Consider the following 16660-nt stretch of genomic DNA (forward strand, 5'->3'; position numbering starts at 1 on the left):
TCTGGAGCGGCAGTACTGCGATGTACTGGTACTCCCGGGCCGCCCCCCTATGGGGGAGGCCCGGGCCGGTATCACTTCTTGGCAGCAGCTTTCTTCGCCGGGGCCTTCTTGGCAGGGGCCTTCTTGGCAGGCTCGGCTTCAGCTTCTTCAGCCGGAGCCGCTTCCTTCTTGGCAGCAGGCTTCTTGGCAGCGGCCTTCTTGGCGGGCTTTTCAGCCGGGGCTTCCTCAGCCGGAGCCGCTTCCGCCTTCTTGGCCGGAGCCTTCTTCTTGGCGGCAGGCGCCTTCTTCGGAGCCGGTGCGGCTTCGGTTTCCTCGGCTTCGATCGCGGCCTGAAGCTCCTCGACGGTCACTTCCCGCTCGGTGACTTCGGCCTTGTCGAACAGGAAGTCGACGACCTTGTCTTCATACAGCGGGGCGCGCAGCTGGGCGGCGGCCATCGGCTCGGACTGGATGTACTGCACGAAGCGTTCACGGTCCTCGGCGCGGTACTGCATCGCGGCCTGCTGGATCAGCATGGACATTTCCTGGCTGGTCACTTCCACGCCATTGGCCTGGCCGATTTCCGAAAGCAGCAGGCCCAGACGCACGCGGCGTTCGGCGATGGACTTGTACTCGTCCTTCTCGTCCTCGATCTGCTTGAGGGCAGCGGCGGGATCGGCGTCATTGGCCGCTTCCTGCTGAAGCTGCGCCCAGATCTGCTGGAACTCGGCCTCAACCATCGTGCCGGGCACTTCGAAGCTGTGGCCGGCAGCCAGCTGATCGAGCAGCGCGCGCTTCATCTGGGTGCGGGTCATGCCGGCGGTCTGCTGTTCCAGCTGCGCCTTCATGATCTCCTTGAGCTTGTCGAGGCTGTCGAGCCCGAGGCTCTTGGCGAAATCCTCGTCCAGCGTGGTTTCGGTTTCGGTCTTCACCGCCTTCACGGTGATGTCGAAGGTCGCTTCCTTGCCGGCGAGATGATCGGCCTGATATTCTGCGGGGAAGGTGACGGTGATGGTCTTTTCCGCGCCGGTCTTCACGCCGACCAGCTGCTCTTCGAAGCCGGGGATGAAGGTGCCCGAACCCAGCACCAGCGCCGCGTCTTCAGCCTTGCCGCCTTCGAACTCGACACCGTCAAGCTTGCCGACGAAGTCGATGATCAGCTGATCGCCGTCGGCCGCCTTCTTGGTCTTGGCGGCGTCCTTGTAGCTCTTGTTCTGCGAGGCGATGTTACCAAGCGCTTCGTCGATCTGTGCATCGGTCACCGGAACGACCAGACGCTCGAGCTTCAGCCCGTCGAGGCTCGGCGCTTCGATGGTCGGCAGAATTTCAAGGCTGACGGTGATCGCGGCGTCCTTGCCCTGCTCGTAATCCTCGTTGAGGCCGATTTCGGGCTGCATCGCGGGGCGCAGCGCCTCGTCGCGCAGCAGCTTGTCGACCGATTCGCGGATCGTGTCGTTCACCACCTGACCGTGCAGGGCTTCGCCGTGCATCTTCTTGACGAGGTTGGCGGGCACCTTGCCCGGACGGAAGCCGGGCATCCGCACCTGCGGCGCAACCTTCTTGATCTCGGCGTCGATCTTCGCGGTGAGATCGGCGGCGGGAATCGTGATCAGATAGGCGCGCTTGAGCCCTTCGTTGACGGTCTGCTTGGTCTGCATGGTGACTGATTGAAGCCTTCTTGCCAAAAATCCGGTGAGCCGGGCTGGTTCGGGGCGAATTTGGTGCGGGCGAAGGGACTCGAACCCCCACATCTTGCGATACCAGAACCTAAATCTGGCGCGTCTACCAATTTCGCCACGCCCGCATGCCCGAACGAAGCCGCGCGGGGAAACCGGCTAAGGCACCCCGCGCGTATTAGCGAGCGCCTCTATCCCGCTCTGCCGAAAAGGGCAAGCGCAACACGCTTGATGGTACGGGGAATGGTGATTAAGGGCGCGCAGATGAGCGAAGAAACACCCGAATCCACCGGCGAAACCGCCCCGACCGTCTCCGGCGCGGACGTGCCGCCCGATCACCTGTCGGTCAATCCGCGCAGCCCGTTCTTCGATGCCGAGAAGCTCCAGCGCGGAGTCGGCATCCGCTTCAAGGACCGCGTGCGCACCGATATCGAGGAATATTCGATCACCGAAGGCTGGGTGCGGGTGCAGGCAGGCAAGGCGGTCGACCGCAAGGGCCAGCCGCTGACCCTGAAGCTGACCGGCCCGGTCGAAGCCTGGTACGAAGACCTCGGCGAAAACCCGCCGGTCGCCAAAAAGGGCTGATTCGCCGGAGCATTGGGGGCAACGCTTGCCAAAATGGGCGTTTGCGCCCACTTGGGCACGCATCATGCCCCTCCCCAAGAAGCCCGAAGTCGTCATCATCGGCCGCCCTAACGTCGGCAAGTCCACGCTGTTCAACCGGCTGGTGGGCAAGAAGCTCGCCCTGGTCGACGATCAGCCGGGCGTGACGCGTGACCGCCGGATGGGCGATGCGAATATTGCGGGCCTGCACTTCACCATCGTCGACACCGCCGGGTGGGAGGACGAGGACGAACTCAGCCTGCCGGGCCGGATGCGCAAGCAGACCGAGGCCAGCTTGGCTGGCGCGGATGCGGCGATGTTCGTGATCGACGCGCGCGCAGGCCTCACCCCGCTCGACGAGGAAATCGCCCGCTACCTGCGCGAACAGGAAGTGCCGGTGGTGGTCGTCGCCAACAAGGCCGAAGGCAAGGGCGGCGAAGCGGGCGCGATGGAAGCCTATGCGCTGGGCCTTGGCGAGCCGCTGGCCATGTCGGCAGAACACGGCGAAGGGATCGCCGATCTGTTCGGCGGGCTGTGGCCGATCATCGGCGCCAAGGCCGAGGAATGGGACGAGATCGACGAAATCACCCGCGCCGAAATCGCGGCGATGGAGGAAGAGGATCGCCCCTCCGGCCCGTTGAAGCTGGCCATTGTGGGCCGCCCCAATGCGGGCAAATCCACGCTCATCAACCGGTTGCTGGGCGAAGACCGCCTGCTGACCGGCCCCGAAGCCGGGATCACCCGCGATTCGATTGCGATCGACTGGATGTGGACCGATCCCAAGAGCGGCGAGGAGCGCGAGATTCGCCTCATCGACACCGCCGGGATGCGCAAGCGGAAGAACGTCACCGAAAAGCTGGAAAAGCTCTCGGTTGCCGACGCGCGGCGGGCGGTCGATTTTGCCGAGGTCGTGGTGCTGCTGCTCGATGCGACGCAGGGTCTGGAACATCAGGATCTCAAGATCGCCAGCCACGTACTTGAAGAAGGCCGCGCGCTGATGATCGCGATCAACAAATGGGACGTGGCCGAGGACGCGAGCAAGCTGTTCAACGGCATCCGTGGCGCGCTCGATGATGGCCTTGCGCAGGTGCGCGGGTTGCCGCTGTTCGCCGTGTCGGCCAAGACCGGCAAGGGGCTCGACCAGATGCTCGCCGGTGCCTTCGAACTGCGCGATGCATGGTCCAAGCGCGTCTCCACCGCCGCATTGAACCGCTGGTTCGACGATGCGCTGGAGGCCAATCCGCCCCCCGCCCCCGGCGGCAAGCGGATCAAGCTGCGCTACATCACGCAGGCTGGCACCCGCCCGCCGCGCTTCGTGATCTTCGGCACCCGCCTCGACATGCTGCCCACCAGTTACGAGCGCTATCTGGTGAACGGCATCCGCGCCAAGCTGGGCTTCGACGCCGTGCCCGTGCGCGTCACGCTCAAGGCCAACAAGAACCCCTACGCCAAGGACTAGCAGCGATGGTGTTCGATCTGCTCGCCCCTGCCGTTACCCTTGCCGCAGAAACGCGCCTGCCTTTCGCGCTGGAGATTTTCGAGCGCACCGCCTCCACCCCCCGGGTGCAGCAGGTGGTGCAACTGAGCCTTGCGCCCGCCTTTCTGTTGTCCGGTATCGGCGCGGTGATGAATGTCATCATGAGCCGGATGATCTGGATCTCCCAACGGATCGAGAACATCGAGGAGAAGATGGAAGGCCAGCGCACCGCCAAGCAGGCGCGCGAGGTCGGCTGGCTGATGCGGCGGCGCAAGCTGATGCAGGGGGCGATCATGTTCTCGACCGCAGCGGCGGTCATGATCAGCGCCGTGATCATGCTGCTGTTTATCTCGGCCTATATCACGTCGCAGATCGGCACCGTCATCGCCGCGCTATGGGTGCTGACGATGGCGCTGCTGGTGACGGGCCTCGGCTTCTTCCTGTTCGAGACGCGACTGGCCGCGATCGGGGCGCAGGAAGCGAAGGATTAGGCGCGCCCAAGGAGTGAAGACGATGCTGAGCGCTAGAACGTGGTTTGTGTCCGGCCTCGCGGCGCTCGCCCTTGGTGCCGCTCCGCTGTCCGCACAGGAGGACGCGCCCGTAACGCCTTCGATCGATGCGGCGGACGAAACCCGTCCGCTCGCAGGCTTGGACGCAGAAGGGGTGGCGACCTTCTTCACGATTCTGGCGGCCAGCGCCGAACTCGACGAAGTGCTGGCCCCGACCATCGAACAGCTGCTCTCGCCCGGCGAGCCGGTGTCCGGCTGGCGCGAAAGCGGGATCGACATCCTCGCCGAACTCGCCGCGCGCGAGGGCGGGTTGGCGGCCAGCCTGTTGCGCGACGACGACACCGAAGTGCTGTCGGTCACCGACCTGTCGGGCAAGGCCGCCCCCGACTTTGCGGGTTTCACCTCACTCACCCTGCGCCCTGCACCGCCGGGCGGCATCGACGAGCGAGTCTTCGTGAGCTTCGCCCCCGGCATCTGGCTGGAGATGGCATCGCAGCGCAAGATGCGCGGGACCGCAATGTGTTATTCCGGCTTGTTCGGACTGACACTGCACAGCAAGCGATCGGTCACCGAGCAGACGATGGACGAGCTGTTTCCAACGATCTTAGCAGTCGGCCTGATCGACCGCCTCGGATCGCAGGAGTTCTGTCTGGTCTACGACCGCGTCGGCGATGCCTATCGCGCCCGCTCCTTCCTGCCGGACGGTCGCAGCCTGCCGCAGCTCGACGTGGATTCCACATTGGTTCGGATCATGCCAGACAGCGACCTTTCGGCCTTCATCCGCAACGCGGAACCCGGCGCACCCCGGGAATAGGCACGCGGCAGGCACCAAAAAGGGGCAGAGCCGCATCCGGCCCTGCCCCTTGTTTCGTGCAGCCCTTGCTGCCCGCGTTTAGCTTTCGCCGGCGGGCTGGCTTTGCAGCTGGCAGTAATTGTGCAGCCCCATGCGCTCGATCATCTCGAACTGGGTTTCGAGGAAGTCGACATGCTCTTCCTCGTTCTTGAGGATATCCTCGAACAGCCCGGCAGAGGTGTGATCCTTGACGCTGCGGGCATATTCCGCCGCGTCCTTGAGCAGCGGGATCGCTTCGTGTTCCAGCGCGAGATCGGCGCGCAGCACTTCCTCCACCGTCTCGCCGACCTTCAGCTTGTGGATCGCCTGGAAGTTGGGAAGCGCTTCAAGGAACAGGATGCGCTCGGCCAGCTTGTCGGCGTGCTCCATTTCCTCGATCGATTCGTGGCGTTCATAGGCAGCAAGCTTCTTCATGCCCCAGTTGTCGAGCACGCGGTAATGCAGCCAGTACTGGTTGATCGCGGTCAGCTCGTTGGTGAGCGCCTGATTGAGATAGTCGATGACCTTGGGGTCGCCCTTCATGGGAATGTCCTTTGCGAAATATCAAAGCCGGTATGCGGCGTTGCATCATAGATACACGCTGCCGGACTATGTCCGCAAGGGCGGGCGATAAATTTTCTTTGCGAATCAGTCGCTTGCGAGACGTTCGCAATCGCGGGTCAGGCGGCTTCTACTGCGAATACATTGCAGCTTGCGGCGGCACGTTCGGCGTCGATGATTTCCTGCGCTTCTTCAAGGCACTGGCCGCAATTGGGCCGCTTGCCGAGGCAGGCATAGGTCGCTTCGGCGTCGCCATCGCAGGTCAACGCGGCTTTCCGCAAATCAGTCTCACGAATGGCATTGCAGATGCAGATGTACATGAGCGCGCGAATCTTTCCTGCGAAGCGTTTGCAGGAGGCAATGTATGCGAACGGTTCTTAATAACAAGAGGAAAAGTGCTTCGGCCTCGTTCGTCAGCCCGACCCACCCTGAGATTCGCGCTGATTCGGCGGCGCAGCACGCCGCAAGGCCGACCGGCCGCCCGCAGCGACGCGCCCGCAGGGCGTGTGAGCGAGGATTTCGCACGCCGGAGGGCGTGCGGAAAACAAAGACTCTCTTCCCGCTATTTCTTCAGCGGGAAGAGAGTCCTGTAAGTCAGGCACCGCCACAGCCATTCCAGCGGGCCGTAGCGATAGCGGTCGAGCCATGGCTTCGACCATGCCAGCATGAGCACCCAGGCCAGCACCACCACAATATACAGCTGCGGGCGATTCAATTGTCCGAACAGCCCCAGCGCCCAGCCGTGGAAGACGAACATCATCACCACCGACGTGCCGAGGTAGTTGGTGAAGGCCGCCCGTCCCGCGGCGCGAACCCGCTCGCCCAGCCAGCCGGTGGCCGAAGGCGCATAGGCCACCAGCAGCGCCGCGAGGCCCACCACCATCCACAACCGCGGCAGCGTGCTCCACGCGACGAAGCCCGCCAGCGTCGAATAATAGCTGAACCCGTAGGTCTTGACCGCAAGGCCGATGCCCAGATGCGCCAGACCGCCTGCGATCGTTCCGATCCAGCCCCAGCGCACCATCTTCGCGCGGTCAAAGGCACCGCTGAAGAACCCCAGCCGGTAAAGCGCAATGCCGATCAGCATCAATGGCAGCGTTTCGAACCCGAACAGCAACGCATTGCCCAGCGGTTCGTACCACTGCTCGGTGACGCGGTGGGTGACCAGCGCGGCATAGTCGCCCGAGGCAATCGTCGCATTGGGCACCGCCCCATGCGCCAGCGCGCCATCGATCTGGTCGATCATGTCGGCCCGCTGCTCGACAAGATCGGGCGACGATTGGCCGAACGGCGTGTCGACAATCAGCCAAGGCATCGACAGCGATCCGCCGATCAGCAGCGCGCCGATGATGTAACCTGCCAGCCCTGCCACAAGCTGGGTTCTGACGCTCCACTTGAGGCAGGCAAGCGCGACAAAGCCGAACAGCGCGTAATAGAACAGGATATCGCCCGCCCAGATGAGGAAGAAGTGGGTCATCCCGAAAGCCATCAGGATCGCCAGCCGCCACGCCTGAAGCCCGCGCGTGGCACCGCGCGCCCAGGCTTTCTCCATGAACAGATACATGCCCGCACCGAACAACAGCGTGAAAAGCCCGCGCATCTTGCCGTCGACCAGCACGAACTGCGCAATCCACATCCACCCGCCCGGGTCGCCTGGATCGGTCTGGAACGCGGCCGGATACATATAGGCTTCGAACGGCTGGCCGAAGGCGACGATATTCGCGGCGAGGATCCCCATCACCGCAAGGCCCCGGATAAAATCGAGCGTGTCGATACGATTGCCGGTGCTTACCGGCGTGAGGCTCTGCGCCCCGTCGCCGAAGGTATCGTCCAGCGCGTGCGGCGAAATTGTCTCGTTCATGGCTGATCCCCCGGCCAGTTGCGCCGGAGAGATTAGCGATTCGCACGCCCTTGGGAAGGGCCGCCTGTCGAAAGGCGGCAGTCCTTGGTCGACGCTCAGCCTTGCCCGGCGACGACGCAGGCCTTGCCTTCGCGCTTCAGCGCGGCGCAGGCGCGGGACGCTTCGCCCTCGTTGGCAAAGCCGGTGGCGAGCAGGCGGGTGACCTTGCCGCTCGGCACCAGGGTCTTTTTCGTGCCCGACAGCGCGGCGTGACCGGATAGCTGGCCCCACAGGCGGTCCGCATTGGCCGACACACCGAACGCGCCGAGCTGCACGCGCCATTTGCCCTGCTTGCGCGCGGCGGCCGGGGCCGGGGCCGAAGCCGCTGGCTTGGGAGCAGGCTTGGGCGCGGCGGCGAGCGTCACCGGCGTGACCGGCTTGGCAACGGGCGGCTTCGTTACAGCGGCAACGACCGGAACAGGCGCCGGAACAGGCGCCGCAGCCGGAGCCGCGGGCCGTGATCCGAGTTCGACCGCTGCCAATTCGGACGAGCGCTGCGCCTTGGCGCCCGCTTCAAGCTCGCGGGCCAGCGATTGCGCCTGAGCGCGCTGCGCGGAGGGTACGTATTTGTCCATCTGCACCAGCGCATCGCGCGCCTGCGGCAGGCCTGCGCCGCTCGCCAGCGTCATCAACGCATAGCCGCGCACCCAGTCGCGCGGGGCATAGTCGGCGTTGAAGTGCGACAGGCCCAGCACATATTGCGCCCGCGGATCGCCGCGATCGGCCGCGGCGCGGATCAGCGGCATCGCCTTTTCCTGCTCGCCTTCCTGAAACAGCATCAGCCCGTAATTGTCGGCGGCCTTCACGTGGCCGAGCCGCGCGGCTTCTTCATAAAGCTGGCGCGCGCGGCCATTGTCGACCTCGACCCCGCGGCCGAGACGATAGGCCTGCGCAAGATTGAACAGCGCATCGGGATCGCCCGCCGCCGCCGGGCCCTGCCATTCGACCACCGCGCGGGTGAAATCGCCTGCGGTCCAGGCATCGACCCCGGATTTAACGTCGGCCAGTGCGGGAACAGCCAGCAGCGCAAGCGCCGCCGCACCCGCCAATGCGGGGGTTCGTACCAGATTCGCCATTGTGATCCTTGCCATCGCCATATGCCTCGCGGGAAAGCCGGGTGAATTGCTGGGACGCAAACTAGCCGAACAGGGTTAGCAAATGGTTGCCCGCCCCTCCCGCGCAATGCAGCGCGCCGCAAGTGCCTGTGCCGGGCCGATTGCTTCTTGCACTCAGATGCAGCGTCTTAACCCTAAATTAGGGGTATCCTGCGATCCCGTCTCCATCCAGCCGGTGTCAGGCGTTGCAATAGGGCAACCCGCAGCGGACCAATTTATGGGGGACCCAGGCGTTGCGTGTACTCGCTTTGGCATCGCAGAAAGGTGGATCGGGCAAGACCACCCTGTCCGGACATCTCGCCGTCCAGGCCCAGCGCGCAGGCGCTGGCCCGGTCGTGCTCATCGATATCGACCCACAGGGCTCGCTGGCCGATTGGTGGAACGAGCGTGAGGCGGAATATCCCGCCTTCGCCCAGACCACTGTCGCGCGGCTTGCCAATGATCTTCAGGTGCTGCGTCAGCAGGGCTTCAAGCTCGCGGTGATCGATACGCCGCCCGCCATCACCATGGCGATCCAGTCGGTCATCTCGGTTGCCGAACTGATCGTCGTGCCGACCCGTCCCAGCCCGCATGATCTGCGTGCCGTGGGCGCCACGGTCGACCTGTGCGAACGCGCAGGCAAGCCGCTGGTGTTCGTCGTCAATGCGGCCACCCCCAAGGCCAAGATCACTTCGGAAGCCGCGGTCGCGCTGTCGCAGCACGGCACCGTCGCGCCGATCACGCTTCACCACCGCACCGATTTCGCCGCCTCGATGATCGATGGCCGCACGGTGATGGAAGTCGATCCCGAAAGCCGCTCGGCTGCCGAGATCGCCGCACTGTGGCGTTACATTGCCGACCGGCTCGAAAAGAATTTCCGCCGCACCGTGTTTGCGCCCGCCCCCAATGGCGTCGCGCAGCAGCTTGGCGGTGTTCCGCGTCCCGCTGGCGGCTTCGGTCGCCGGGTGGCGCAGTAAGCGCGCGGGGGCCGTAGGTCATGTCCGATTCCGGTTTTGCCTCGCTCGGCCCGTCGCTGCTGGCCCGCAAGGGCGGCGCCAAGCCTGCGATGCGTCCGCAGGTCGCTCCGCTCGTCGCTGACGAGACGGAGATCGCCGATGAGCATCTCGAGGATCTCGGCTGGAACGACATGGGCGACCATGAGCATGCCAGTGATATTGAGGGCGGCGCCGACGTGGTGCCGATCCACGGCGATTTCACGCCCGACATGGACGCGTCCGGCCCCGGCCCGATCGTCCGCCGTCAGCAGCGCCGACTCGAAGAACGCGTCCTCGCCGACGCGGCGATGACGGGCGCGGACGACCACGAAGAGGAATATGACGAGGAGGAGGACGCCGTTTACGGCGAATCCTTCGACAGCGCCGAATACGACGAGGACGAAGAAGAGGAAGAAGACCAGGCCGGTGTGCTTTACGCCCCGCTCGCGCCGGTCGCCTTCGAACAGCCGGTCGCCGCGCCCGCTCCGGTTGCCAAGCGCGCTGCCAAACCGGCCCGCATGCCTGCCGTGCAATCCGGTCGCCGCGCCGCTTTCACCCTGCGGCTCGATGCCGACCGCCACCTCAAGCTGCGTCTTGCCGCCACCATGCAGGGCGTCAGCGCCCAGGTTCTGGTGACCGAAGCGCTCGACCGGCTGCTCGCCGAATATGATGATCTCGACGTCATCGCCAACCATCTCAAGCGCCATTGAACCGGCGCCCGATCAACCACCACCACACATGAACCATCAGGATCAAACGGGGGATATGACTATGGACCGCAGCATCAAGACCGGCCGCCCGACTGCGCCGCGCCTCGCGCTCGCCGTCACAACTGCCATCGCAGGACTGGCGCTGACCGGCTGCATGACCTCGGCCGCGCCGCGCGCCGATGTGTCGTTCAGCAGCGCGCAGACCGCGCTGGCCAAGGGCCAGGTCGACAAGGCCATCGTCCACGCCGAAGCGGCTGTGCTGGCCGAGCCGCGCAACCCCGGTTACCGCGCCCTGCTGGGTGCCGCCTATCTTGAAGCAGGCCGGTTCGAATCCGCCGCCACCAGCTTTGGCGATGCGCTTGATCTGGGTGACGACAATCCGCGCACCGTGCTGAGCTTCGCGCTCGCCAAGATCGCGCTGGGCGAAGGCCGCGCCGCGACGGCGGTGCTGGACGAATACGCGCAGGTTATTGATCCCGCCGATCTCGGCCTTGCGATGGCGCTTGCCGGGCAGCCGGAACGCGGCGTCCACGTGCTGGTCAATGCCGTGCGTGCCAGCGACGAGGTTTCGCCGAAGCTGCGCCAGAACCTCGCCTATACCTATGCGCTCGCCGGCAACTGGCGTCTGGCGCGGGTGATGGCGGAGCAGGACGTTCCGGCCGATCAGGTCGATGTGCGCCTGACGCAGTGGGCATCAATGTCCGCGCCCGAAATGTTCCAGCAGCGCATTGCCACGCTGCTCGATGTCAGCCCGCGCGCCGATGGCGGCCAGCCGCAACAGCTCGCGCTCGCCAATTTCCCGGCGCAGGACGTGATGGTCGCCCAGGCCGCCGAACAGGCGCAGGGCGAACTCGCCATGGCCGAGCCCGTGCAGGTTGCCCAGGCCGAAACCTCGGCTGTGTTCACGCAGGCCTTCGCCGCGCCCGAACCTTCGGTCCAGACGGTCGAGCCCGCGCCCGCTGGCGTGCGCTATGTCTCGAACCCGGTGGTCCAGCAGCTTCCTGCCGCCTCGGCCCGCCGTGCGCCTGCTGCACCGCGCATGGCCGTTGCCGCGCCGCAGCGCCGCATGGCCGCTACCACAGCCGCAGCGGCTCCGGTCGCCAGCGACAAGGCCGCCGCATCGCATCTCGTCCAGCTCGGCTCCTACGACAGCAAGGTCGAGGCCGAGCGTGGCTGGACCGTCCTCAAGGGCAAGTTCCCGCAGCTCAAGGATCACAAGCCGGTCATCACGCAGGCCGTGGTGAACGGCCGCACCTTCTGGCGCGTCGCTGCCGACGGCTTCGGCCCCAAGAGCGCCAAGTCGATGTGCGGCACGGTCAAGTCAGCCGGTCGCGGCTGCTTTGCCTACGCCGCGACGACCCCGCCTGCTGGCGCTGTGGGCGCCAAGCGCCCGGTGCAGGTCGCCTCGCGCAGCCGCTGAACGAATTTCCTGGTACGGCAATGAGCACCTTGCTCCCGGACAGCCCCCCGCGCTGTCCGGGAGTTATTTTTTGGTGAGAGCCCATTCGGGCAGTGCGCGCACAGGCTTTCCTACATCGGGGCGGCCGCGATAGGGTTGCGGGTGGGTGAAAATCTGCTGCCCGCGCTGTGAAGCGCGTGAAACATCGCCAGAGCGGCAAGGAATGGCGGAATTCTGCGGAAAAGCACGGCGAAATCCAACACCGCGCGGCGGATTTAGCGCCCTTCCAGACCCCCTCTAGACCCCCCTTAGACCCCCTCTAGACCCTCTTTGCCGCGCTGTTTCACGGCGCCAGATCGAGCTTGATCCGGGCTCGGCCTGTAGGATGGGAGTTTACAGCGCGAGCTTCACGCCGCCCTTCCACAGACCCAGCACGCGCCCCTGTGCGCCCTGCCGGTCGAAGGGGGTGTTGTCGGCAGTCGCCTCCATCTTGCGGCGGTCAATGATCCACGGCGCATCCGCGTCGATCAGCGCAAGGTCAGCCTCCAGCCCCGCCGCCAGCGCTCCGGCGGGAACGCCCAGCAACCGTGCAGGATTGCGGGCGGTGAGGTCGAACACGCGGGCGGTGTCGATCACCTCGTCACGCACAAGACCCAGCACCATCGCCAGCAGCGTCTCTGCCCCGGCCATTCCCGGAGCGGCATCGGCGAAGGGCAGGCGCTTGTCCTCGGGCCCGCGCGGATCGTGGCCGCTGGCGATGACATCCACTGTCCCGTCGGCAATCGCGGCAAGCGCCGCCTGCCGGTCAGCCTCCGACCGCAGCGGCGGCGAGAGGCGGGTGAAGGTGCGGAAATCGGCGGTCGCCAGATCGGACAGCATGAAATGCGCAGGCGTAATGCCGCAGGTGACGGCAAGCCCCCGCGCCTTCGCCTCGCGCACCAGCGCGAACCCTCGGGAGGTGGTGACCTGCCGGATATGCAGCCGCGCTCCGGCCAGTTCGGCCAGCGCAATATCGCGGGCGATGGCGAGCGCTTCGGCCTCGGCGGGGGCAGCGGGCAGGCCGAGCCGCGTCGCGATCTCGCCCGCGGTGGCGGCAGCCTCTCCGGCCAGCCCGCCATCCTCGGCATGGGTGACGACCACCAGCCCCAGCATCGCGGCATATTGCAGCAGGCGCAGCATCACGCCGCTATCGGCGATCCAGCGCCGCCCGGTGGCGATCCCCTTGGCCCCGGCTTCCTGCATCAGTGCCAGCTCGGCCAGCTCGCGCCCCTCAAGTCCGCGCGTCGCCGCGGCGAGCGGGTGGACCCACAGATCGGGCTTGCCGCTCTTGGCGATGAAGCCGACCCGGCTCGGCAGATCGAGCGGGGGTGACTGGTCCGGCATCAGCGCCGCGCGGGTGATCCCTCCAAAGTGGAATGCGGGCTTGTCGACCGCGAATACGCCGAGATCGACCAGACCCGGCGCAAGCAACCGCCCGCGCGCGTCGATCATGTCATCGCCGTCCTGCGCGGTAACGTCTTGCCCGAGCGCGGTGATCACGCCGTCAGCACAGCGCAGCGCGCCTGCGATGACGCCGCCGGGCGTGACCAGCTGCGCGTTGGTGATGGTGAGTGGCCGCGCCTGTTTCATGCTGCCCAGCCCTCCACACCGCGGGCCTCTCGCGTCAGGATATCAAGGCACGCCATGCGGATCGCGACGCCCATCTCGACCTGCCGGGTGATCAGCGACCGGCCGTCAAGATCGGCCACCTCGCTGTCGATCTCCACGCCCCGGTTCATCGGCCCGGGATGCATCACCAGCGCACCCGGGGCGGCGAGCGCAAGGCGCTTTGCCGTCAGCCCGTAAAGGTGGCGATATTCGCGCGGGCTAGGGACGAACTGCCCGCTCATCCGCTCGGACTGGAGGCGCAGCATCATCACCACTTCCGCGCCGTCCAGTGCCGCATCGAAGTTGTGGTACACCTCCACCCCCATCGCCTCGACCCCGGCGGGCATCAGTGCCGGCGGCGCACAAACGCGCACCTTGGCACCCAGCGCGGTCAGGCACAGGATGTTCGATCGCGCCACCCGGCTGTGCAGGATATCGCCGCAGATCACGACATTGAGGCCGGTAAAGTCCTCCGCGCCCTCGCCGCGTTCGGCCAAGGCATGGCGCAGCGTCAGCGCATCGAGCAGGCCCTGGGTGGGATGTTCATGGCTGCCGTCGCCCGCATTGAGCACCGGGCAATCGACCTTGTCCGCAATCAGCCCCGTCGCGCCCGACGATCCATGCCGGATGACGATCGCATCGGCGCGCATCGCGTTCAATGTGATCGCGGTATCGATCAGCGTCTCGCCCTTCTTCACCGAGCTTTGCGCGGCGTGCATGTTGACCACGTCCGCCCCCAGACGCTTGCCCGCGATCTCGAAGCTGAGCAGCGTGCGCGTGGAATTCTCGAAGAAGGCGTTGATGATCGTCAGGCCCGCCAGCAGGTCGGTGTGCTTGGCGCTCTGCCGGTTGAGCGCGACCCACTGTTCAGCCTCGTGGAGGAGATAGAGGATCTCGTGCCGCTGCAACTTGCCGATGCCGGTCAGGTCGCGGTGCGGAAAGGCCAGCCTTCCGGGCGGAAAGCGGCCCGAGGCCGGGGAAAGATCGGTCGGTGTCATTAAAGCCACGCCCTTAGAGGCTGACGGCGCAACCTGCAACGGCCCACGGCCTTCGTCGAGCCACATCCGCGCTTCAGCCTGCGCCGTAAGCTTTCTCATGGAAGTTGTGGGCCAAAGACCCTAGATGACGAGTGGCAGGGCAAAAGGGAATTCTGATGAGCTTCGTCGGCAAGGTTTGGAAGATCCTCGTGGGGATCAAGGACGGGCTTGTCCTGCTGTTCATGCTGCTCTTTTTTGTCGGGCTGTTCGCCATTCTGTCGGCCCGGCCGAACCCGGGACAGGTGCGCGATGGCGCGCTGCTGATCGACCTTGCCGGAATCGTGGTCGAGGAAAAATCCGTGCTCGATCCGATCGAGGCGCTTCTTTCGCGCAGCACCCCCATCGGCGAAACCCGCGCCCGCGACGTGGTGCGCGCGCTTGATGCCGCCGCGGCCGATGACCGCGTCAAGGCGGTGGTGATCGACCTCACCACTTTCCTCGGCGGCGGACAGGTGCACCTTACCGATATCGGCGACGCGATGGACCGGGTGCGCAAGGCGAAGAAGCCGGTGCTGACCTACGCCGTGGGCTACGCCGATGATCACATGCTGATTGCGGCCCATGCCAGCGAAGTCTGGCTCGATCCGCAGGGGCTGGCGATGATCGCCGGGCCGGGCGGCAACAATCTCTATTACGCCGGGTTGCTCGAAAAACTGAGCATCAATGCGCGCGTCTACCGGGTGGGCGAATTCAAATCGGCTGTCGAACCCTATACCCGCAGCACCATGTCGGACGAAGCGCGCGCCAATATCGGCGGGCTTTACGGCTCCCTGTGGGAGGAATGGCAGGCCAACGTCACCAAGGCGCGCCCCAAGCTGGCGCTGGCGCGGGTGACGGGCGATCCGGTTGCGTGGATCGAAAGTTCGGGCGGAGATTTGGCAAAGGCCGCGGTCGAAGGCGGGCTGGTCGACAAGCTAGGAGACCGGGTACAATTCGGCGCACGGGTGGCGGAACTGGCGGGCAAGGACCCGTGGAGCAAGCTGCCCGGCAGCTACGCCTCAAGCGAACTTGCCCCCTATCTCGCCGATATCGGCCAAAGCCGGTCCGGCAAGGCGATCGGTGTCATCACCATTGCGGGCGAGATCGTCGATGGCGAGGCGGGTCCGGGCATCGCAGGCGGCACGCGGATCGCCGATCTGCTCGACGAAGCGCTCGATGATGATCTGGCGGCGCTGGTGGTGCGGGTGGATTCGCCCGGCGGTTCGGTGACCGCCTCGGAAGAAATCCGCCGTGCGATCCAGCGCCATCGCGACCGCAAGATCCCGGTCGCCGTCTCCTTCGGCAATATCGCGGCAAGCGGCGGCTACTGGGTGTCAATGCCGGGAGAGCGCATCTTCGCCCAGCCCGAGACCATCACCGGATCGATTGGCGTGTTTGCCGTTGTCCCGACATTCGAACGGGCCGCGGCACGGCTGGGCGTAACCTCGGACGGCTATCGCACCACCGAACTTTCGGGCCAGCCGGACTTCGTGGGCGGCTTCTCGCCGACGATGGACACACTGCTCCAGACCTCGATCAGCGGCACCTACAAGGATTTCCTCGCGCTAGTCTCGAAGGCTCGCCGGCTGCCGGTCGAACGGGTCGATGCCATTGCGCAAGGCCAGGTCTGGGACGGCGGCACGGCGCGCCAGCTGGGACTGGTCGACGAATTCGGCGGCCTGCCCGATGCCCTCGCCTGGGCCGCAGCCAAGGCCGGAGCCAAGGATGGCGAATGGCACGCAGTCTATCTGGGCGAGCGTGAAGCAAATTACGATTCGCTGATCCGCCAGCTGGTTGCCGGCGATGATGCCGGTGGGCCAAGCGTGCAGAACGGCGATCTCTTCGCAATGACGGCGATGCGCAGCGAGCATCTCGGCGCGCGGATCACCCAGGATGCCGAGCGTCTGCTGGGCACTCGCGGGGTGCAGGCCTTCTGCATGGCCTGCCCCGCTAGCGTGCTTTCCCAAGCCGCACCCCGCGCTGTCACCACTCCGGCGGGCAAGCGGCCCGAAGGCGCGCTGGCACTGCTCGCCTGGCTGGTGGGCGGATAAATCGCGCGCGGGCCTGATGCCAGTGCTTGCCAAGCCTCCAAGGCCGCAGTAAAGGCGCGCCCCTGTCCGGGCCTCAAGGCCCAACGGACGGGCGCGTAGCTCAGCGGTAGAGCACACCCTTCACACGGGTGGGGTCACAGGTTCAATCCCTGTCGCGCCCACCATCTTTTCGATTTCTCAGGAAAGATGGCACGCGGCCGTGACGCCGCAC

General features: G+C 65.7%; 15 protein-coding genes and 2 tRNA genes. 9 read left to right on the forward strand and 8 right to left on the reverse strand.

Features of this window, described 5'->3' with window-relative positions; translation table 11 throughout:
- Positions 1–71 precede the first annotated feature (71 nt).
- Together tig and KVF90_RS16330 are read right to left on the reverse strand one after the other, a co-directional pair.
- A complete protein-coding gene (gene tig / locus KVF90_RS16325; protein ID WP_264392615.1) occupies positions 72–1637 on the reverse strand; it encodes a trigger factor in 1566 nt (521 codons plus the stop codon).
- Positions 1638–1698: 61 nt separating this feature from the next.
- Positions 1699–1783, reverse strand: a tRNA-Leu gene (locus tag KVF90_RS16330).
- A 136-nt stretch (positions 1784–1919) separates the two neighbouring features.
- On the opposite strand from KVF90_RS16330, the gene KVF90_RS16335 reads away from it, so the two are divergent.
- The 4 genes from KVF90_RS16335 to KVF90_RS16350 all read left to right on the forward strand — a co-directional run bounded on the left by KVF90_RS16335 (position 1920) and on the right by KVF90_RS16350 (position 5058).
- Positions 1920–2240 carry a DUF3297 family protein gene (locus KVF90_RS16335; RefSeq protein ID WP_264392616.1) on the forward strand — a complete coding sequence of 107 codons (321 nt, stop codon included), beginning with the start codon at positions 1920–1922 and terminating at the stop codon, positions 2238–2240.
- 64 nt (positions 2241–2304) lie between these two features.
- The gene (gene der / locus KVF90_RS16340; RefSeq protein ID WP_264392617.1) at positions 2305–3717 is read left to right on the forward strand and encodes a ribosome biogenesis GTPase Der; all 1413 of its coding nucleotides are present in this window, start codon (positions 2305–2307) and stop codon (positions 3715–3717) included.
- Between the two features lie 5 nt (positions 3718–3722).
- Positions 3723–4226 (forward strand): DUF2721 domain-containing protein, encoded by a 504-nt coding sequence (locus KVF90_RS16345; protein WP_264392618.1) that lies wholly within the window; start codon positions 3723–3725, stop codon positions 4224–4226.
- Positions 4227–4248: 22 nt separating this feature from the next.
- Positions 4249–5058, forward strand: coding sequence for a hypothetical protein (locus tag KVF90_RS16350; RefSeq protein WP_264392619.1), 810 nt, complete (start codon positions 4249–4251; stop codon positions 5056–5058).
- Positions 5059–5136: 78 nt separating this feature from the next.
- Here the strand turns inward: KVF90_RS16350 and bfr are convergent, their stop codons facing one another.
- The 4 genes from bfr to KVF90_RS16370 form a co-directional block, all read right to left on the reverse strand.
- The gene (bfr, locus tag KVF90_RS16355) at positions 5137–5619 is read right to left on the reverse strand and encodes a bacterioferritin (protein WP_264392620.1); all 483 of its coding nucleotides are present in this window, start codon (positions 5617–5619) and stop codon (positions 5137–5139) included.
- 137 nt (positions 5620–5756) lie between these two features.
- A complete protein-coding gene (locus KVF90_RS16360; protein WP_264392621.1) occupies positions 5757–5957 on the reverse strand; it encodes a bacterioferritin-associated ferredoxin in 201 nt (66 codons plus the stop codon).
- Between the two features lie 242 nt (positions 5958–6199).
- The gene (locus KVF90_RS16365; protein WP_264392622.1) at positions 6200–7498 is read right to left on the reverse strand and encodes a DUF418 domain-containing protein; all 1299 of its coding nucleotides are present in this window, start codon (positions 7496–7498) and stop codon (positions 6200–6202) included.
- Between the two features lie 95 nt (positions 7499–7593).
- Positions 7594–8628 (reverse strand): SPOR domain-containing protein, encoded by a 1035-nt coding sequence (locus KVF90_RS16370; RefSeq protein ID WP_264392623.1) that lies wholly within the window; start codon positions 8626–8628, stop codon positions 7594–7596.
- Between the two features lie 257 nt (positions 8629–8885).
- Between KVF90_RS16370 and KVF90_RS16375 the strand changes: the two genes are divergently transcribed.
- The 3 genes from KVF90_RS16375 to KVF90_RS16385 all read left to right on the forward strand — a co-directional run bounded on the left by KVF90_RS16375 (position 8886) and on the right by KVF90_RS16385 (position 11756).
- A complete protein-coding gene (locus KVF90_RS16375; protein WP_264392624.1) occupies positions 8886–9608 on the forward strand; it encodes a ParA family protein in 723 nt (240 codons plus the stop codon).
- A 20-nt stretch (positions 9609–9628) separates the two neighbouring features.
- Positions 9629–10336 (forward strand): type II toxin-antitoxin system HicB family antitoxin, encoded by a 708-nt coding sequence (locus KVF90_RS16380; protein ID WP_264392625.1) that lies wholly within the window; start codon positions 9629–9631, stop codon positions 10334–10336.
- A gap of 61 nt (positions 10337–10397) precedes the next feature.
- Entirely contained in the window at positions 10398–11756 is a 1359-nt protein-coding gene (locus tag KVF90_RS16385) for a tetratricopeptide repeat protein (protein WP_264392626.1), read from the forward strand.
- A 372-nt stretch (positions 11757–12128) separates the two neighbouring features.
- Here KVF90_RS16385 and KVF90_RS16390 read toward each other — a convergent pair whose 3' ends face one another.
- Complete coding sequence (locus KVF90_RS16390) at positions 12129–13364, reverse strand: dihydroorotase (protein ID WP_264392627.1); 1236 nt, start codon at positions 13362–13364, stop codon at positions 12129–12131.
- Positions 13361–14380 carry an aspartate carbamoyltransferase catalytic subunit gene (locus KVF90_RS16395; RefSeq protein WP_264392628.1) on the reverse strand — a complete coding sequence of 340 codons (1020 nt, stop codon included), beginning with the start codon at positions 14378–14380 and terminating at the stop codon, positions 13361–13363. Before KVF90_RS16395 ends, KVF90_RS16390 begins: the two co-directional genes overlap by 4 nt.
- Before the next feature lie 155 nt (positions 14381–14535).
- Between KVF90_RS16395 and sppA the strand changes: the two genes are divergently transcribed.
- Together sppA and KVF90_RS16405 are read left to right on the forward strand one after the other, a co-directional pair.
- A complete protein-coding gene (gene sppA / locus KVF90_RS16400; protein ID WP_264392629.1) occupies positions 14536–16449 on the forward strand; it encodes a signal peptide peptidase SppA in 1914 nt (637 codons plus the stop codon).
- Between the two features lie 89 nt (positions 16450–16538).
- Positions 16539–16613, forward strand: a tRNA-Val gene (locus KVF90_RS16405).
- The last annotated feature ends 47 nt before the right edge of the window (positions 16614–16660 follow it).

This window comes from Porphyrobacter sp. ULC335 (assembly GCF_025917005.1).
GTDB lineage: Bacteria > Pseudomonadota > Alphaproteobacteria > Sphingomonadales > Sphingomonadaceae > Erythrobacter.

What these genes read in the sequence shown, in the direction of transcription:
- tig (WP_264392615.1), bottom strand. Translation starts at nt 1,637, where the DNA reads ATGCAGACCAAGCAGACCGTCAACGAAGGGCTCAAGCGCGCCTATCTG.
- KVF90_RS16370 (WP_264392623.1), bottom strand. Translation starts at nt 8,628, where the DNA reads ATGGCAAGGATCACAATGGCGAATCTGGTACGAACCCCCGCATTGGCG.
- KVF90_RS16390 (WP_264392627.1), bottom strand. Translation starts at nt 13,364, where the DNA reads ATGAAACAGGCGCGGCCACTCACCATCACCAACGCGCAGCTGGTCACG.
- KVF90_RS16345 (WP_264392618.1), top strand. Translation starts at nt 3,723, where the DNA reads ATGGTGTTCGATCTGCTCGCCCCTGCCGTTACCCTTGCCGCAGAAACG.
- KVF90_RS16385 (WP_264392626.1), top strand. Translation starts at nt 10,398, where the DNA reads ATGGACCGCAGCATCAAGACCGGCCGCCCGACTGCGCCGCGCCTCGCG.
- KVF90_RS16335 (WP_264392616.1), top strand. Translation starts at nt 1,920, where the DNA reads ATGAGCGAAGAAACACCCGAATCCACCGGCGAAACCGCCCCGACCGTC.
- KVF90_RS16360 (WP_264392621.1), bottom strand. Translation starts at nt 5,957, where the DNA reads ATGTACATCTGCATCTGCAATGCCATTCGTGAGACTGATTTGCGGAAA.
- KVF90_RS16350 (WP_264392619.1), top strand. Translation starts at nt 4,249, where the DNA reads ATGCTGAGCGCTAGAACGTGGTTTGTGTCCGGCCTCGCGGCGCTCGCC.
- KVF90_RS16365 (WP_264392622.1), bottom strand. Translation starts at nt 7,498, where the DNA reads ATGAACGAGACAATTTCGCCGCACGCGCTGGACGATACCTTCGGCGAC.
- KVF90_RS16380 (WP_264392625.1), top strand. Translation starts at nt 9,629, where the DNA reads ATGTCCGATTCCGGTTTTGCCTCGCTCGGCCCGTCGCTGCTGGCCCGC.
- KVF90_RS16395 (WP_264392628.1), bottom strand. Translation starts at nt 14,380, where the DNA reads ATGACACCGACCGATCTTTCCCCGGCCTCGGGCCGCTTTCCGCCCGGA.
- der (WP_264392617.1), top strand. Translation starts at nt 2,305, where the DNA reads ATGCCCCTCCCCAAGAAGCCCGAAGTCGTCATCATCGGCCGCCCTAAC.
- sppA (WP_264392629.1), top strand. Translation starts at nt 14,536, where the DNA reads ATGAGCTTCGTCGGCAAGGTTTGGAAGATCCTCGTGGGGATCAAGGAC.
- bfr (WP_264392620.1), bottom strand. Translation starts at nt 5,619, where the DNA reads ATGAAGGGCGACCCCAAGGTCATCGACTATCTCAATCAGGCGCTCACC.